This is a genomic window from Sphingomonas hengshuiensis, from assembly GCF_000935025.1.
In the GTDB taxonomy this organism is placed as follows: Bacteria; Pseudomonadota; Alphaproteobacteria; order Sphingomonadales; family Sphingomonadaceae; genus Sphingomonas; species Sphingomonas hengshuiensis.
This window is the reverse complement of sequence record NZ_CP010836.1, coordinates 5,056,475-5,072,828: the sequence shown is the minus strand read 5'-3', so window position 1 is coordinate 5,072,828 and position 16,354 is coordinate 5,056,475. Positions and strand designations below refer to the sequence as shown.

Annotated in this window: 13 protein-coding genes; 6 read left to right on the top strand and 7 right to left on the bottom strand. The window is 62.3% G+C overall.

Features of this window, described 5'->3' with window-relative positions; translation table 11 throughout:
• Positions 1–70: 70 nt before the first annotated feature.
• Genes TS85_RS23175 through TS85_RS23165 form a run of 3 tightly spaced genes read left to right on the top strand, consistent with a single transcriptional unit; the run spans position 71 to position 4,113 of the window.
• Entirely contained in the window at positions 71–916 is an 846-nt protein-coding gene (locus TS85_RS23175; protein WP_044335426.1) for an SDR family NAD(P)-dependent oxidoreductase, read from the top strand.
• 16 nt (positions 917–932) lie between these two features.
• Complete coding sequence (locus TS85_RS23170; RefSeq protein WP_052508075.1) at positions 933–2,114, top strand: class I SAM-dependent methyltransferase; 1,182 nt, start codon at positions 933–935, stop codon at positions 2,112–2,114.
• A 1-nt stretch (position 2,115) separates the two neighbouring features.
• A complete protein-coding gene (locus tag TS85_RS23165) occupies positions 2,116–4,113 on the top strand; it encodes an FAD-dependent oxidoreductase (protein WP_052508074.1) in 1,998 nt (665 codons plus the stop codon).
• A 39-nt stretch (positions 4,114–4,152) separates the two neighbouring features.
• Here the strand turns inward: TS85_RS23165 and TS85_RS23160 are convergent, their stop codons facing one another.
• Entirely contained in the window at positions 4,153–5,520 is a 1,368-nt protein-coding gene (locus TS85_RS23160) for an MFS transporter (protein ID WP_044335423.1), read from the bottom strand.
• 523 nt (positions 5,521–6,043) lie between these two features.
• Between TS85_RS23160 and TS85_RS23155 the strand changes: the two genes are divergently transcribed.
• Positions 6,044–8,305 carry a TonB-dependent receptor gene (locus TS85_RS23155; RefSeq protein ID WP_077228765.1) on the top strand — a complete coding sequence of 754 codons (2,262 nt, stop codon included), beginning with the start codon at positions 6,044–6,046 and terminating at the stop codon, positions 8,303–8,305.
• A gap of 106 nt (positions 8,306–8,411) precedes the next feature.
• Positions 8,412–9,071, top strand: a complete 660-nt coding sequence (locus TS85_RS25700; protein ID WP_155006537.1) for a hypothetical protein — start codon at positions 8,412–8,414, stop codon at positions 9,069–9,071.
• A gap of 545 nt (positions 9,072–9,616) precedes the next feature.
• Here TS85_RS25700 and leuD read toward each other — a convergent pair.
• From leuD to TS85_RS23125, 6 genes are read right to left on the bottom strand one after another with little or no spacing between them, the layout of a single operon-like run.
• Positions 9,617–10,207, bottom strand: coding sequence for a 3-isopropylmalate dehydratase small subunit (leuD, locus tag TS85_RS23150; protein WP_044335421.1), 591 nt, complete (start codon positions 10,205–10,207; stop codon positions 9,617–9,619).
• Positions 10,204–11,583 carry a 3-isopropylmalate dehydratase large subunit gene (gene leuC / locus TS85_RS23145; protein WP_044335419.1) on the bottom strand — a complete coding sequence of 460 codons (1,380 nt, stop codon included), beginning with the start codon at positions 11,581–11,583 and terminating at the stop codon, positions 10,204–10,206. The genes leuD and leuC overlap by 4 nt, the downstream gene beginning before the upstream one ends.
• 15 nt (positions 11,584–11,598) lie before the next feature.
• On the bottom strand, positions 11,599–12,522 hold the full coding sequence (locus tag TS85_RS23140; protein ID WP_044335418.1) for a polysaccharide deacetylase family protein: 924 nt from the start codon (positions 12,520–12,522) through the stop codon (positions 11,599–11,601).
• Positions 12,519–13,421: a polysaccharide deacetylase family protein gene (locus tag TS85_RS23135; RefSeq protein ID WP_044335416.1), complete on the bottom strand. Its 903-nt coding sequence runs from the start codon at positions 13,419–13,421 to the stop codon at positions 12,519–12,521. The genes TS85_RS23140 and TS85_RS23135 overlap by 4 nt, the downstream gene beginning before the upstream one ends.
• A complete protein-coding gene (locus tag TS85_RS23130; RefSeq protein ID WP_044335414.1) occupies positions 13,421–14,101 on the bottom strand; it encodes an isochorismatase family protein in 681 nt (226 codons plus the stop codon). The genes TS85_RS23135 and TS85_RS23130 overlap by 1 nt, the downstream gene beginning before the upstream one ends.
• Complete coding sequence (locus tag TS85_RS23125) at positions 14,098–15,045, bottom strand: hydroxymethylglutaryl-CoA lyase (RefSeq protein WP_044335413.1); 948 nt, start codon at positions 15,043–15,045, stop codon at positions 14,098–14,100. The genes TS85_RS23130 and TS85_RS23125 overlap by 4 nt, the downstream gene beginning before the upstream one ends.
• A gap of 106 nt (positions 15,046–15,151) precedes the next feature.
• Here TS85_RS23125 and TS85_RS23120 point away from each other — a divergent pair, with 106 nt between their 5' ends.
• On the top strand, positions 15,152–16,339 hold the full coding sequence (locus tag TS85_RS23120; RefSeq protein WP_227698595.1) for a CaiB/BaiF CoA transferase family protein: 1,188 nt from the start codon (positions 15,152–15,154) through the stop codon (positions 16,337–16,339).
• Positions 16,340–16,354: the final 15 nt, after the last annotated feature.

Genomic DNA, 16,354 nt, shown 5'->3' with positions numbered 1-16,354 from the left:
GTTGACAAGCAATGCGACCGCGCTATGACTACGCAGTCATTTGAATATTCACGCGAGCTGGAACCGCGCAATGTATGATGATTTACGCGCCAAATCCGTCCTCGTAACCGGATCGGGCCGTCGCGGCGGCCTGGGGATTGCGATCGCCGCGCGCTTCGCGCGCGAAGGCGCGAACGTCATGTTGCACGACGTCGCCCCTGCGGACGAAGCCGAGGGGGCGAATGTCGGCTCGGAAAGCGAACTTGCGGCGGCGGCCCGGGAAATCTGCGAAGCCGGCGGAACTGCGGCATATCATGCCGCCGACCTGCGCGACGAAGGCCAGGTGATCCAGCTGGTCGACGCCGTGGTCGCGGCGTTCGGCGGGATCGACATCCTCGTCAACAACGCCGGCGTAGGCTTCAAATTCGGCCCGCTGCTCGATATGTCCGCCGCCGATTGGGACCTTGTGCTGGACGTCAACCTGCGCGGCGCCTTCCTCGCCATGAAGCACGCCGGACGACAGATGGTAGCCCAGCCCGAACGGCAAGGCTGGGGACGCGGGCGCATCATCTCCATCGGCAGCCGCGCTTCCAAATCGGGATCGGCCTGGGCGGGCGCGTACAGCAGCTCCAAGCACGGGCTTGTCGGCCTGACCCGATCGCTCGCGCTCGAGCTTGCGCCGCATGCGATCACGGTGAATGCCGTATGCCCCAATCATGTGACGACCCAGCTCGGGTCGTGGCAGAATGATTTCATGGCGCAGGCCAAAGGCCAGACCGTCGACGACTATCTCGCCGACATGCGGTCGCGCATTCCCCTCGGCCGGGTGGGAGAGGCCAGCGATACCGCCAACGCCTGTGCGTTTCTCGCGTCGGGGCAAGCCATCTATGTCACCGGTGAGGCAATGAACGTCTCCGGCGGCGAAGAATATCATTGATCGAGGAGACCATCGAATGACCGCTCAGTCCCCAGCGAACGTCGATCAAGCCGCCCCCGCGCGCGCCGGCGAGCGGGCGCGACAGCGCTTCATCTCCAAGCTGCGCCGCAAGGTGCTGGTCGATCTCGCCGGCGACATGAAACAAAGCTTTGTCGACGATATCGCGCCCGCAGCGGAAAAGCGCAGCGGCGCGCCGCTCGGAAATGCGGTCGCAGTGCGCCGCGCGATGGAAGATACGCCGATCTACAAATTCTACTCGAGCAGTCGCTACAAGGCGCAGGAAATGGTTTGGGAATCGGTTCGCCCGCAGGTCGAACGCAACCTCGACCAGCTGACGCAGATCGCGCGCGCGGCGACCAGCAATTGCGGCGGCACGTTGCGCCTCGATCCGACGCTGGAAATTCCCCGCTATGTGTCCGAGTTGGACGTGCACCTGATGCCGGGTTGTTTCCACAGCGAGTATCAACCCGACGACGTGGCCCAAGGCGCTATTTATTCCTATGGCATCGGCGTCTTTTACGGCGGCCTGCCAAGCGTGCAGAAGGGCAGCGGCCCTGCCGCGACGATCGCGCAATTCATCAAATCGGCCTATCCCGATTTCAAGCCGAAGCGCATTCTCGACATCGGCTGCACCACGGGCCACGGCACGATCCCGTACAGTTTCGCCTTTCCCGAAGCCGAGGTTCACGGCGTCGATGTCGGCGCGCCGCTGCTGCGCTATGGACATGCCCGGGCTGCCGCAGAAGGCATTCCGATCCACTTTTCGCAGCAGAATGCGGAACGTCTGGATTTTGAAGATGCGAGCTTCGATGTCGTGACATCCAGCTTTTTCTTCCACGAAGTCCCGGTCAAATCGACCCGCGAAATTCTAAGGGAATGCTACCGTATCCTGAAGCCCGGCGGCTTGATGATACATTTCGAGCTGCCACCCGAATGCGAAGTCGATCCCTATACCAACTTCTATCTGGACTGGGACGCGTATAATAATAACGAGCCCTATTATACCGGCTTTCGCGGCCAATCGCTGGTCGCTCTGTGCGAAGAGGCGGGGTTCGGACGGGACAAGTATATCCAGCAGCAATTGTTCAACCTGAGCACGGTGCCGCAGGAGCAGTTCGATGCCTGTGCCCGCGGGGAAATCAAGGCACCGGTCATCCTGAACGGCGGATCCTGGTTCACGTTCGGAGCATGGAAGTAAGGTGACGGCGCGGGATCAGGGGAACAACTATCCCCTTCTGGCCTCGCCGATCGAGATTGGGGGTATCACACTGCGCAATCGCGTAGCCCATGCCTCCATGACCACGCGATTTTCGGTGGGACGCAAGGTTACCGATCGCCTGATCGATTATTATGTCAATCGTGCCCGCGGCGGCTGCGCCATGAGCGTGACCGAGCCGCTGGCGACCCTTTCGTGGCAGGCGAACGACGCCGCCAAGGTCGGCGTCGACGATGACAATTGCATCGAGGGCCTGAAGCGCTGGGCCGATGCGGTGGAATCGCTCGACTGCCGGCTTGTCGGCCAGTTGCAGGATCCCGGCCGGGCCACCCATCAGGGCGGACGCCGGCCTTTCGCCTGCGGTCCGTCCGCGCTGCCGGACGATCTGAGCTGGACCACCCCACATGCGCTGGATACGGGCGAGATCGAACAGGCGGTCGATGAATTCGCCGCCGCCGCCCGGCGCTTGCAGACGGCGGGCTTTTCCGGCGTCGAACTGTCGTCGGGCCACGGCCATTTGATCCATCAGTTTCTGTCGCCCCAATCCAACCGCCGGGAAGATCAATATGGCGGCGATCTCGACGGTCGCCTGCGTTTTCTGGCTGCCATCATCGATGCTATTCGTGCCGCAACGACCGGGCGTTTCATGATCGCCGTCAAGCTGCCGGGAGACGACGGGGTTCCCGGCGGCATCGGCCCGGACCTCGCCGAAGCGATCACGCGGGCGCTGGTCGCCCGGGGTGGCTTCGACGCCCTCTCCTTCTGCCAGGGCGCGCATCACAGGTCGCTCGAAAACCATTTGCCGGACATGCACTGGCCCCGCGCGCCCTTTAACGACCTGACCAAAAGGCTGCGCGCCGCGGCGGGCGGGTTGCCGGTCGCGGTGCTGGGCCGGATCGTCGAACCCGTACAGGCAGAGCAAGCGTTGGACGAAGGTGTCGGCGACTATGTCCAGCTCGGCCGTGCGCTCGTGGCGGATCCTGCATGGGCGAACAAAGCGTTCTCGGCGCGCGAGCATGAAACCCGCTGGTGCGTATCGGGCAATAGCTGTTGGGGCCTCATCGCCGCCAAAAGCCCGCTTGGGTGCGACAACAATCCGCTTGTCGGCGCATCGGACGAAGCCGAATGGAAGCCGGCCGCCGCACCCGAACGCAAACGCATCGCCATTATCGGCGCCGGCATCGCCGGCCTGGAAGCCGCGTGGGTGGCGGCCGAACGGGGGCATGATGTGACCGTTTTCGGGGCGGGACAAAGCTATGGCGGCAAAACCGCGCTCCAGTCCCGCTTGCCCGGTTCCGAACAGATCTCCAGCATCTACGATTATCAGATCGTTCGCGGCAGCCGGGCGGGGGTTCGCTATGAATATGGTGTGACAATGACTCCGGACGACATCGCGGCATTGGCGCCCGACACGGTGGTGTTGGCGACCGGAGCGACGCCGCAGTGGCCCGAAATGCTGCCGCGCATGTGGCATGACGAGGGTTTCGTCATGAATATACGCGACACCGCCGCCCTTCTCCTCGACCGCTTCCCGCCTCAGCCCGGGACCGCGGTCGTCTATGATCAGGACCACACGGCCGGCACCTACGCCGCCGCGCATCTGATGGCGGAAATCTTCGAACATGTGGTCATCGCCACGCCGCGCGCGGAAATCGCCGTCGATGAACCTCTGGTCGTGCGTCAGGGGATCATCCGCCGCCTCGCCATGCGCGGTATCGAGATGCGGACGCTGGTCGAGCCCGATGGCGACAGCCCGCTCATCGATGGCCGGGTCGATCTGCGGAATGTTTACAGCGGCCGGCTGGACAGCATCGAGAATGTCGTGCTGCTCACCTATTCGACTCCGCGAATTCCCAATGATTCCCTGGCAGCGCCGCTGCGCGCGCAAGGGTTCGACGTTCGCACCATCGGGGACTGTTTCATGCCGCGCCCCGCCTATTTCGCGACGCGCGACAGCAACCAGGTCGCTCGCGGGCTCTGAACGTCGGACTGGCTTCGGGGCAGTCCCTCGCAGGCCCGATTATCCGGCGGTCGCCGCATTGGCTTCCGCCGCAGCGCGCACAAAGGCCTTGCGCCCCGCCATCAGGATCAGGAACGACCCGGTCCCGCAAACCGCGAACAGGACCGCCAGCGCATAGGCGATGCCGTCGGGCGACCTGAACACCGTATCGGTGAGGAGGCCCACGAGGAAGTTCCCCGCCGTGAGCGCAATGAGGCCCTGTGCGATCGTCTGCAATGCCATCACCTGCCCCCGCATCTCATTGGGCGTGATCAGCGACAGGCCCGAATAGGCGGCGGAGATGTTCCAGTTCACGAAGACCGCGTTCAAGGCATAGAAAACGAGCGCGAGCGTTCCGGAGGAAACCAGGCTGGCCGGAACCGCGAACGCGACCATCGCGATGGCGCAGAAGGACGCCGCGATCATCGGCGCATCCAGATGGCCCTTTCGATTCAGCCAGACGATGGCCCAGCCGCTGGTCAGCGCGGCAAAGATGTTGATCGGCACGCCGACCGAGCCCATCAGCCATCCGGTCTCGGCTGCTCCCCAGCCATGCACGCGGATGAAGAGCGCCGGGAACCATCCGATGATCGCATAGACGCAAACCAGATTCAGCACCGTCCCCAGCATCAGGCAGCCAAAGGCGCCGGGATGCCTGCCGATCAGATGGAAAACCGGCCTTAGGCTGAAGCTTTCGGACGTGTTCACCACCCCTTTGCGTGCGGGCTCCTTGCAGGTCAGCATCACGATGACCGCCAGAACGATCCCCGGCGCACCGCACAGGATAAACACGACCTGCCAGGGCTCCATGCCCCCAAAGAGTGCGGGCACATCGTCGATCAGATGGTTCGACCAGACGAGGAACAGTCCGCCCATGATGAGCGCCGCACCGGCGCCAAAGGCGCTGCCGGTCGTGAACACACCATAGGCTTTGGGGCGGATGTCGGGGGAAAAATAGTCGGCGATCAGCGATGCGGCGACGGGGACGAGAACCGCCTCGCCGACCCCAACCAACATGCGATAGGCGAACAATTCCTCATAATTTCGCGCCAGCCCGCAGGCCATCGTCGCAACGCTCCACAGCGCAAGACCCGCCACCAGGATCGGGACGCGCTTCCAGCGATCGCACAACAATCCGATCGGCAATCCCAGGACGCTGTAGACCAGGCTAAACGCCATGCCCTGCAGCAGACCGAACTGCATGTCGTTGATGTGCATCGAGGCTTGCAGCGGCTGGATCAGCAGCGCGATCGTCACCCGGTCCAGAATGGCGAGCGCATAGGCCAGCGTCAGCAGGGCGATGACATACCAGGCATAACGCCGCGCGGGCCATATCTCACCGGTTTTGCCGTGGCCGCCGGCGGCGGCGGGCGACGCCCCCTCAGTCATGCAGTAAACTCCCATCCGAAAAGCGGCCGAAACAATTGTGGCTTCTGAACTGCGGAATGCCCTGCAAGGCCTGTTGCGCGAAATGCAGCACGGGGTTGCTGGAAGATGGAGCGGTCGATATCATCCCGCTGGTCGCCGCGCGCTTAGCCAAATGCGACATAAGGACGGCCCAGCTCAGGACCGCGCTCCAAGAGAATCACGCCTGTTTTATCATCATAAGATAAGGCCATATTCCCGGTTCAGACAGGAGCGATGCGAGCCCCTTCAGAATGCAAACCCTCTGATTTATCGCAACAAACGTCGATTATCCGTCCGTTCTGCCTCATCAGCTTCGCGCTACATAGCATCGTAGCGCGGTTTGCCAAAGCTCATTTCGTATAAGCTAGATACAATTCAGCCCTTGCGTCAAAAATGAGACTCGCTTATGACTACGCAGTCATTCCGTTTCGCAGGCGGAGGTTCAGGCGAATTAGAGGAGCAAAACTCCCATTCACCATTTGGCACGGCACAAGGGGAAGGACTGATGATGATTGGGTTTTCGAACGCCAAGCTAGCCTTGGCAGGCGCGTCCGCAATGATCGCGCTGGCGACAAGCGGCATGGCTTTTGCGCAGGAAGCGAACCAAGCGCCTGCCGAGGCGCAGGACAGCGGTGGACTTACCGACATTGTCGTGACCGCCCAGCGCCGCCCGGAAAAGCTTCAGGAGGTCCCGATAGCGGTCACGGCGTTTACCGAAATGACCATCCGCGACTTCAACCTGAACGACGCCATCTCCGTGTCGAAATATGTCCCTTCGATGATCTCGGCGCATAATGCCGGCCTGCAATCCGCGAACGCCTATTACATGCGCGGGCTGGGCAACTCCCAATCGGTCGCCACATTCGATCCGCCCGTCGGCACCTATGTCGACGACGTCTATATCGCTCGCCAGAACGCCAATAACTACGCCTTCTTCGACACCGAGCGCGTCGAGGTCCTGCGCGGGCCGCAGGGCACGCTGTTCGGTCGCAACACGACGGGCGGCGCCATTTCGGTCATCATGCGCAAGCCGGGCGACGAATATAAGTTCAAGGGGGAACTCTCCGCCGGATCCTATGGCCGCATCACCGGCAAGGCGATCGTCGATGTGCCGCTCTCCGAAAAGGTCTTGACCAAGATTTCCGCCTTCTACGTGAAGGACGACGGCTACCTCCAGAATGTCGCCACCAAGGAGACTCTGAACGGCGAGCGCAATTACGGCATTCGCAGCGATATCCGCTTCCTCGCGAGCGAGGCGTTCACCTTTGATGTGGCGGCCGAATATACCAACAACACCGGTACCTACCTTGGGCCGAGCAGCCTCGCTGTCCGGTCGGAACGCTACAAGGCTGCCACCACGCCGATCTTGAATCGCACCAACCTGACCCTGCCGAAAACGGACTGCAAAGGCGACTCCACCGTCGTCCTGCTGACGCGCAAGGCCGGCCTCTGCGCCCTGTCGGAGAATTACGCCGTCACGGCGAACGCCAATTATGAAACCGACGGCGGCACGCTGACCGGCATCTTCGGCTGGCGCCGCCTGACGCAGGGCTGGATCAACCAGTACAACACCAACGGAACGGCGATCTACAACAGCTATATTATCGCCGATAATTCAACGAACGAGCAGGTATCCGGCGAGCTCAAATGGAACAGCACGCTCCTGGACGGGCGTCTCAACTACACCGCCGGCCTGTTCTACCTGCACGAGGACAATGAGGAAGCCCAGGCGGATTTCCAGGATACGAATCCGAACGCTACCGCATTCAAGTTGCTGCAGGACCGCAACTTCGCGCAGAAGGTCGAAACGATGGCCGCCTATCTGCAGGCGGACTATAGTGTCACCAACGCCCTGACCTTCACCTTGGGCGGACGCTTCACGCACGAAACGAGGAAACTCGCCTTTTTCGACTCGGTCCGCTTTCCGGGCTTTGGCTTCGACAGCGCCGATGCGATCGCCGCGGGCATCCCGCTCAAGCTGACCCAGAACCGCTTCACCCCGCGCGTCGCGGTGAATTACAAGCTCGATCCGAACGTCATGGTCTATGCATCCGTGACGAACGGCTTCAAATCAGGCGGCTGGAACGGCAACGCGGCAACCCCGGCGCGCGTCCTTCCGTTCCGCCCCGAAATCACCTGGTCCTACGAAGGCGGCGTGAAGTCGGAACTGTTCAACCGCCGTCTGCGCATCAACCTGACCGGCTATCTTGCCGATACGAAGGATATCCAGATCACCTCTGGTATCATTCCGCCGGGCGAGACGACGATCGTCAGCCTCGCCCGCAACGCCGGCACGCTGCGCACCTATGGCCTGGAATGGGAAACCGCCCTTGCCGTGAACCGCAACTTCAACCTGTTCGTCAACGGTTCGCTCAACCACGGCGAATATACCTCGATCACGTTGACCCCGGGAGTGGCTGCCAGCCTTCAGGTCCAGCTTACGACCGAGCCGGTTCGCGTGCCGACCTTCCAGCTCGCCAGCGGGGGCACGTACAAGGTACCCGTGGACGCGCTGGGCGGCGATGTGGGCCTGACGGCGGCCTATCGCCACAACTCGCCCTACTGGATCTCGCTGCTCAACACCGCACGGGCTCCGATCGAGAATTATGTGGACCTGACGCTGACCTATGATCGCGACGACGGCAAATGGGGCGCGTCGTTCGGCGTGACCAACCTGACCAAGCAGGAAACCATCACGGCGAACTTCCTGGCGCTGTTCCCCGGCGATCCGCGTCGCTTCACCGGGAAGCTCTGGTTCAATTTCTGACGTCCCCGCCGACGGGACAGCGGAAGAAGGGGCGTCCTCGCGGCGCCCCTTTTTCTTTGGCGTTATTATAGTTCGCGTACCCAGCTAGATTTGCTATGCGGCGGGGATGGGAGATACGCGAGACTTCGGGATAGCAGTTGCCGATGCTGACCGCCTGAACGATTGCTATCACGAGCTATCCGAGGCCTTCGCCCAGCGCCCTGCCGTATTGGGAGACGAAAATCTGCTATCCCGGCATGTGCAAGCTACACCGGGCAACGAGGACTGGGTCCACCGCTGCAATAGCGAGGATGTTGCCCAACGCTATATACGCGCCGGTCTTATGGATCGCAGATTGCCAGTCTGGATACGCACGGCTTCTAGCGATGATCTGGTAGATCACTATCAGTTTGTGACCGTGACAAACCGGATGATCAGTACCGGGCTGTATCTCACTGATAACCTCCCCAAAGGCCAAATGGAGGACCGCCCTCTGTGGATAAAGCGCGCTGATTGGCGGGTATTTTTCGATGGCGTAATAACCACACGGTACGGCCAACTCGATCCCACTCCAGCGCCACGCATTTTGTCGCTAGCTCACCCTTGCGAGGATCAGATCATTGCCATGATCCGCGTCGTACATGCCGAAGGCAGTCGCGGGCGAAAGATCCCAAAAGCGGTACGCGCCAAGCCGGGATTTGGAGGCGTGAAATCAGAGACCATCAAGTGCCTTAGCGTCGGCATGTTTCCCCGAGTAGGCCGGGCTGGGGTGAAGGTGAAAGAATAGTGCCAGTGCGAGGCATTATTTTGGACACTATTCCGAATCCTATTAAAAATCTGGTAAATCAATGGCATGCTAGAAGTGCCCAGAAACTCATAGCAGCACAATTTCCCGAGTCACACATTGCCTCCACCAGCACAGGAGGTAAACATGTTTTGCAGGTTAGGTAGTTGCCCCGGCGTGTAGTGCCCACGGGCGCGTCGGGGGATACGAAGAGACCGCCTAAGCATCCGGGCCGGGGAGCGTTGGCGGTCTCGCGTGGGCACCTTTTTGCCCATGTGTAGGGGGTGGACTGGTTCGAGGGCCGGATTCCTACCTGTGCCTCTCTCGGGTCCGATTCCCGACACCTCCACCGCATAGCACCACTCTTTGAGAATGTGAATCACCGTTTTTAGGCGGATCGATCGCATCGCCGATCATTGCCTTTTCTTTGGATCGGTTCTCCCTTCGCAGAGCACACGCATAAAGAAACCGGCAGCGCCGGGCTTGAGGAGAGTTCTTCATTTCGGGATACCCCCGACGCGGCGGGGAATGCCGGCCAGGCGTCTTGTTCAGCCGTTCAACCAGAGCCAGGGCGCCGCGTGCCGCTGCCTGTCTTCGAAAGATTCGATATCGCGTGCATGCAGCGCCTGGATACGCATCGTATCGTTCCAGCCGTTCAGCAATGCCTGACGCCGATCCGGAGCAATTTCGAACGCTATCGGCGCTTCGTTGCCGGCCCCCACCTCGCATCGCTCCAGATCAACGGTGATCGTTCCGCCGGCGGAGGCGGCCTGACGGAACGGCGCGATCTCCGTTTCGCCCAGGCGGATCGGCAGAATCCCGTTTCGGAAGCAGTTGGAATAGAAAATCTCGCCAAAGCTAGGCGAGATAATCACGCGAAATCCATAATCGGCGAGCGCCCACGGCGCGTGCTCGCGGCTCGATCCGCAGCCGAAATTGGGTCCGGCGATCAGGATCGGTCGCGCGGCGCCATCCTGTATCGGAAAGCCGGGAATATCTCGGCGGTCGTGAAAGGCATAGCGCCCCAATCCCTGCTTCTCGGTGATCAGCAGAAAGCGCGCCGGATAAATGACATCGGTATCCAGGTCGGGTTCGGGCAACGATATGGCCTGGCCGACCACCCTGACGAGCGGCGTCATTGCGGCCACTCGCGCACATCGACGATGCGCCCCGCGACGGCGGCGGCGGCAACCATTGCAGGGCTCATCAAATGCGTCCGCGCGCCAATGCCTTGACGACCCTCAAAATTCCGGTTCGATGTCGATGCGCAGCGGGCACCCGGCGGGAGCCGGTCATCGTTCATCGCGACGCACAGCGAGCACCCCGGCTCGCGCCATTCGAAACCCGCCTGCACGAAGATCCTGCCCAGTCCCTCTGCTTCCGCCTGCTGCTTGACCCGCGCGGAGCCGGGCACGACAAGCGCCCTGACGCGCGGATGGACATGCCCCCTCCCGATGACGGCTGCGGCGCTCCGCAGATCCTCGATGCGCCCGTTGGTGCAGCTTCCGATAAAGGCATGATCGATTTCCAGCCCCTCGACGGGAGCGCCCGCCGCCAGTCCCATATAATCGATCGCTCGTGTCAGACGGCCATCGCGGTTGGCTGGCACTGCGCCATCGACGGCGATGACATGGTCGGGCGTCGTACCGAACGTCACCTGCGGCGCAATCTCGTCGGCCGGGATTTCGATCTCGCAATCGAACCGCGCCTTTCCATCGCTTTGAAGCGTTTGCCAAAAGGCCAGCGCCTGGTCCCAATCGGTGCCCTGCGGTGCGCGCTTTCGGCCCTTCAGATAGGCAAAGGTCGTCTCGTCGGGCGCGATCAATCCGGTGCGCGATCCCGCTTCGATCGCCATGTTGCACAGGGTCATCCGGCCTTCCATGGAAAGCGCCCGCACGGCCTCCCCCGCAAACTCGATGGCATAGCCGACCGCGCCGGCCGCGCCGATCTGTCCGATCAGCGCCAGCGCCATGTCCTTCGCCGATACCCCCGGTGCGAGCTGTCCGGGGAAGGTCACCCGCATCGTCTTTGCGCGCATCTGCCACAGGCATTGCGCCGCCATGACGGTGCCGCACTCGCTCGCGCCGATGCCAAAGGCCAGGGTCCCGAAAGCGCCATGGGTCGAACTGTGGCTGTCCCCGCAAACCAGCGTGATGCCGGGAAGCGTGAAGCCTTGCTCCGGCCCCACGACATGCACGATGCCATGGTCCGGGCCATCCACGCGCATATATTCGATACCGAACGCGCCGCAATTGCGTTCGAGCAGAGCGATCTGCGCCGCGGCCTGCGGGTCGCTTATGCCCTTTGCGCGGTCATGCGTCGGAATGGAATGATCGGCGACGGCGAGCTGCGTTGCGGGGCGGCGCACCGACAGCCCGTCCTCGCGCAGCGAAGCGAAGGATTGCGGCGTGCTGACCTCGTGCAGCAAATGGCGATCGACATAGAGCAACGTCTTGCCGTCCGCTTCGGCGACGACATGCGCATCCCATAATTTGTCGTAGAGCGTCGCAGCCACCGATCGCCCCCCCTGTCAGAGCTGCGCCGACACGTCGGCGGCGATCGCGTCGCCCCGCGCGAAACCATGGTCAGGCTGGTTGGCAAGCCACGCCAGCAACGCTTCGAACGCGTCCATGCGATAAGGCAGGCCGACGATATAGGGCGTAATATTGAGCGGAAGCAGACGACCGCCATGCACCCTCGCTTCGGCAGCGAGCCACGCATAGGCGTCCTGGATCTGCTCGCAATAAGACAGCATCGATTGCTGTTGCGTGGTCAATATCTGTCGATCCGAAAGCTCGTGATTGAGCGGCAGGTTCAGTATCGGCCCCGCCCCGGTCGCCATCCGATAGGGCAGGTCGTCGTTCACCCAGTCGCACATATATTCCAGCCCGGCCTCGGCGAGCAGGTGCGGCGTGTCGAACGACTGCGAACGCGCGATCGAAAGCCAGCCCCGGGGCCGCGTCCCGGTCGCCTGCTCCAGGCGATCAAGGCTGGCGGCGATCAATGCGCGCTCCGCATCCTCGCCGATCCCGGTCGCGATCGTGCCGTTCATATCGGTGGAATGCGCGATGATCTCATGCCCGTCGGCGGCGATATCCTGGATCAAGACGGGATAGCGCTCCGCGATTGCGGCATTGGTGGCCACCGAGACCTTGGCCCCCACTTTTCGGAACGCATCGAGCAGGCGATAGATGCCGACCCGATTGCCATAATCGCGCGACGTATAATGCCGATAATCGGGATAGGCGGTCTGCATATGGCCCGGCGCACGAAACGGCTGATCCTTTGGCAGGATCGGAAACCATTCAAGGTCCACAACGAACCAGCTAAGGACCAGTTTGCCGTTCGACCAGCGCAGCGGCTTGCGTTCAAAGAGATTGGACCAGGGGTAAAGATCATGATCCATCCCGCGGCGGCGCGCCGGATAGTCGAGATAGGCGGGATCTAGCGTCATGCCTGTACTCCCCCGTTTCCGGTCTGGTGGGCCAGATAATGCGCGGCGATGTCCCCGCTGCGCGTGATCCACGCCCGGCCGTCGGCGGCGATATGCTTGAGCACTTCCTCGAACGCTCCGATGCGATGCGGTTGGCCGATCAGGTAGGAGTGAAGCGGGATGCACATCACCGTCCCCGACGCCGCGCCTTCGGCGGCCAGACGCTGATATTGGCGAATGAGCGTGTCGGCATATTCGCGGGGGCTCATATTATAGACGAAGAAGCCATAATGGTCGTTGACCTCAAGGCTATACGGCATCGAGATCAGGCGGCCCGACCGCACCGAAACCGGCATCGGCTGATCGTCATGATACAGGTCGCAGGTGTAGGTGAGGCCATATTCGGCAATCAGGTCCAGCGTGCGCGGCGTGTGGGTCAGCGCCGGAGCTAGCCAGCCGCGGATCGTCTGCCCCGTCGCCTCGCGCACGGTGCGGATCGAATCCTCGATGATCGCGCGCTCCTGCGCCTCGTCCATGCCATAGCTGTAGCGGGTGTTGTAAATGCCGTGGCTGAAGAACTCCCAGCCCAGCGCATTGGCGTTCTCGACCACTTCGGGAACGTGCTGGCACAGCGCCACCGAAAGCGAGACCGATCCCTTGAACCCGTGGCGCTCCATCATGTCCGCCATGCGCCAATGTCCTACCCGGTTGGCATAGTCGCGGTGGGCGTATCCGACGACGTCGGGATGCGGCTTTGCCCAGCTCTTGCGGTGGGGATTGGCGGGCGGATCGAACTCATAATATTCCAGGTTGGGCGACACCCAGACCGCGACCGTTTTCCCGTCCGGCCACTCGATGCGCGGACGGTTGCGGTACGGCGCATAGTCATACAGACCGGGATCAGCTTCGCCTTCCCGCATCAGCGCGCCTCCAGCCAGTCGACGACCGTCTGAACCGGCTCGACATCGGCATATTTGATCAGCAGGTCGGTCAAATTGGCGTAGTGAAAGCTCTCATGCTTGTCGGCGCAGGTTTCGATCGGAACGATGGTGCGATACCCGCGCGACAGCGAATCCACCGCCGTCGCGCGCACGCAGCCCGAGGTACTGCCACCCGTCACCACCACCGTGTCCACCTTGTGCCAGACAAGCAGGCTGTGCAGCGGCGTTTCGAAAAAGGCCGAAGCCATGCGCTTGGTATAGACGGTATCGGAGGGATCGACCCGGCACCGCTCGTCGAATTCGTGCCGGCGGCTGCCGATCTTGACGTTCTGGAGCGAATCCTCGGTGTCGCTGCGCGTGCCCCAGACGCCGGCGTCGGAACCGTCCGGAGCATAGCCGACGCGAGTCCAGATCACCGGCATGCCCTTTGCCCGCGCCAGGTCGGAAATCCGGTTTGTATGTTCGATCTGCCGGGGATCGGTTTCATAAGCGGTTTTGAATTCGTCGATCCTTGTATAGGCCGTCTGGAAATCGACGTTCACGATCGCCAGCTTTTCGCCGAACCCGAATTTCGCGCGAACCGGCGACGCCCTGAGCTCCTCGAAGATATCGCGCGCCGTGCGCCCGTCGGATACCATTTTGGTCCCAATGATGGTCATGCGTGAACGTCCTTCTTCGCTTGTGTCGCCTGAACAAATCCCTTGGGGAGGCCGGCCTCCGGCGCGAAACCATAAAGCGGCTCGCCGCCGACGGCATTTGCCACGATCTCGCGTATCGCAAACAGCGCATCGAGATCGATTCCGGTACGGACACCCATCGCCTCGAACATGAAGACCAGGTCTTCGGTCACGATGTTGCCGCTCGCGCCCGGCGCGAACGGGCACCCGCCCAACCCTCCCAGCGAACTGTCGAACGTCGTTAGCCCGGCATCGAACGCCGCGAGCGCATTGGCGAGGCCAAGGCCGCGCGTGTTGTGCAGATGGATGCCGGTCAGCGCGTCCTTGCCGACCGCGCTCCACAGGATGGCGATCATGTTGCGAACTGCAACGGGGTTCGCATAGCCGGTGGTGTCGGCCAGCCCCACCTCGTCGCAGCCCGCCGCCATCAGCGCCTCGGCCAGCCCCGCAACCTGCGCTTCGGGCACGCGACCTTCGATCGTACAACCGAAAGCCGTCGAAAGACTGCCCTCGAAATGCGGGCGGCGCTCCTTGGGCAATGCCCTGATCATCCCGGCAATCGCCCTCGCCTCTTCCAGGACCTGTGCATGGGTGCGGCGCAGGTTCGCCAGGCTGTGCGACTCGCTGCACGAAAGCGGCAAGGTGATCTTGTGGGCGCCCGCCGCGATCGCGTCGGCGGCACCGCGCGCGTTGGGGACGAGCGCGGCAACGGTGAGGCCCGGGATTTCAATTGCACCTGTAACAATTTCGGCGGTATCGGCGAGCTGGGGCAACAGCTTGGCAGGCACGAAGCTGCCAACCTCAATCTCCCGCACGCCCGCAGCGGCAGCGCGCCTTATCCAAAGCATCTTGTCTTCTTTCAGCATGATGGGAGCGATGCTCTGCAACCCGTCGCGCGGCCCCACCTCGCTGATCAGTACGTCCATTTTTTCACACCTGCCTTGATCCAATTGGCTTACTCATATATCAAATGATCGCAAGAAGTCGAGAGTGGCGGAGGATAGATTGGACGAAAGCAGGGGATATTTGCCGTTGGCGGGAATTCGGGTGATCGAGTTCAGCCATATGGTGATGGGGCCGTCCGCCGGAGTCATTCTAGCCGATCTTGGCGCGGACGTGATCAAGGTCGAACCGCTTGGTGGCGACCATACCCGTCGCCTGCTTGGCTCGGGCGCGGGCTATTTCCCCATGTTCAACCGCAACAAGCGTAGCATCGCCATCGATCTCAAATCGGAATCCGGCATCGCCGTCGCCCGCAAACTCGTCGACTCGGCGGATGTGCTGGTCGAGAATTTCCGACCCGGCGCGCTGGAAAAGCTTGGCCTGGGGCCGGAGCGCGTTCGCGAAACCAATCCGGGGCTCATCTACTACGCCGCCAAGGGCTTCCTCGCCGGCCCCTATGAAAATCGCACCGCGCTCGATGAAGTCGCCCAGATGATGGGCGGGCTTGCCTATATGACCGGCCCGTCGGGGCGGCCGCTCCGCGCGGGATCGTCGGTTATCGACATTGCTGGGGGAATGTTCGGCGTGATCGGCATCCTCGCGGCGCTGCATCAGCGCGTGAAGACCGGTGCGGGGGCGCAGGTCCGATCGTCGCTTTTCGAAACCACGGCGTTCATCGTCGGGCAGCATATGGCGCAACTGGCCGTCACCGGGGCGGCCGCGCGGCCGATGCCCGAACGGATTTCAGCATGGGCGATCTACGACCTGTTCGAAACCGCTACGCCCGGCGAGCAGATATTCGTCGGCGTCGTCAGCGATGGCCAATGGGCGGCGTTCACGAACATGTTCGATCTCGGGCCGATCGGCAGCGATCCCGAATTTGCGACCAACGCTGCGCGCGTGCAGGCGCGCGACCGTATCCTGCCGACAGTGCGGACATTATTTGCCTCCATGACGCGCGCCGCGCTGGTGCAACAACTCGAAGCCGCCGGCGTCGCCTTCGCCCCCATCGCCCGTCCGGAAGATCTGTTCGACGACCCGCATCTCAACAGCAATGGCGGCCTGGTCGACCTCACGCTCGACACGGGCAAACCCATTCGCCTGCCGGCGCTGCCGGTCGAAATCGATGGCAGGCTTCCCGCCATTTATCGCGACCTTCCGCTTGCGGGCGCCGATGGCGTGGCGATCCTGAACGAGATCGGCGTCCGCGCCGAGGAGATCAGGAACCTGTTGGACCAGGGCATCGTCGGCGGCGTGGACGTCCGCGATGCCGCCTAGACTCGTTTTCAGCTT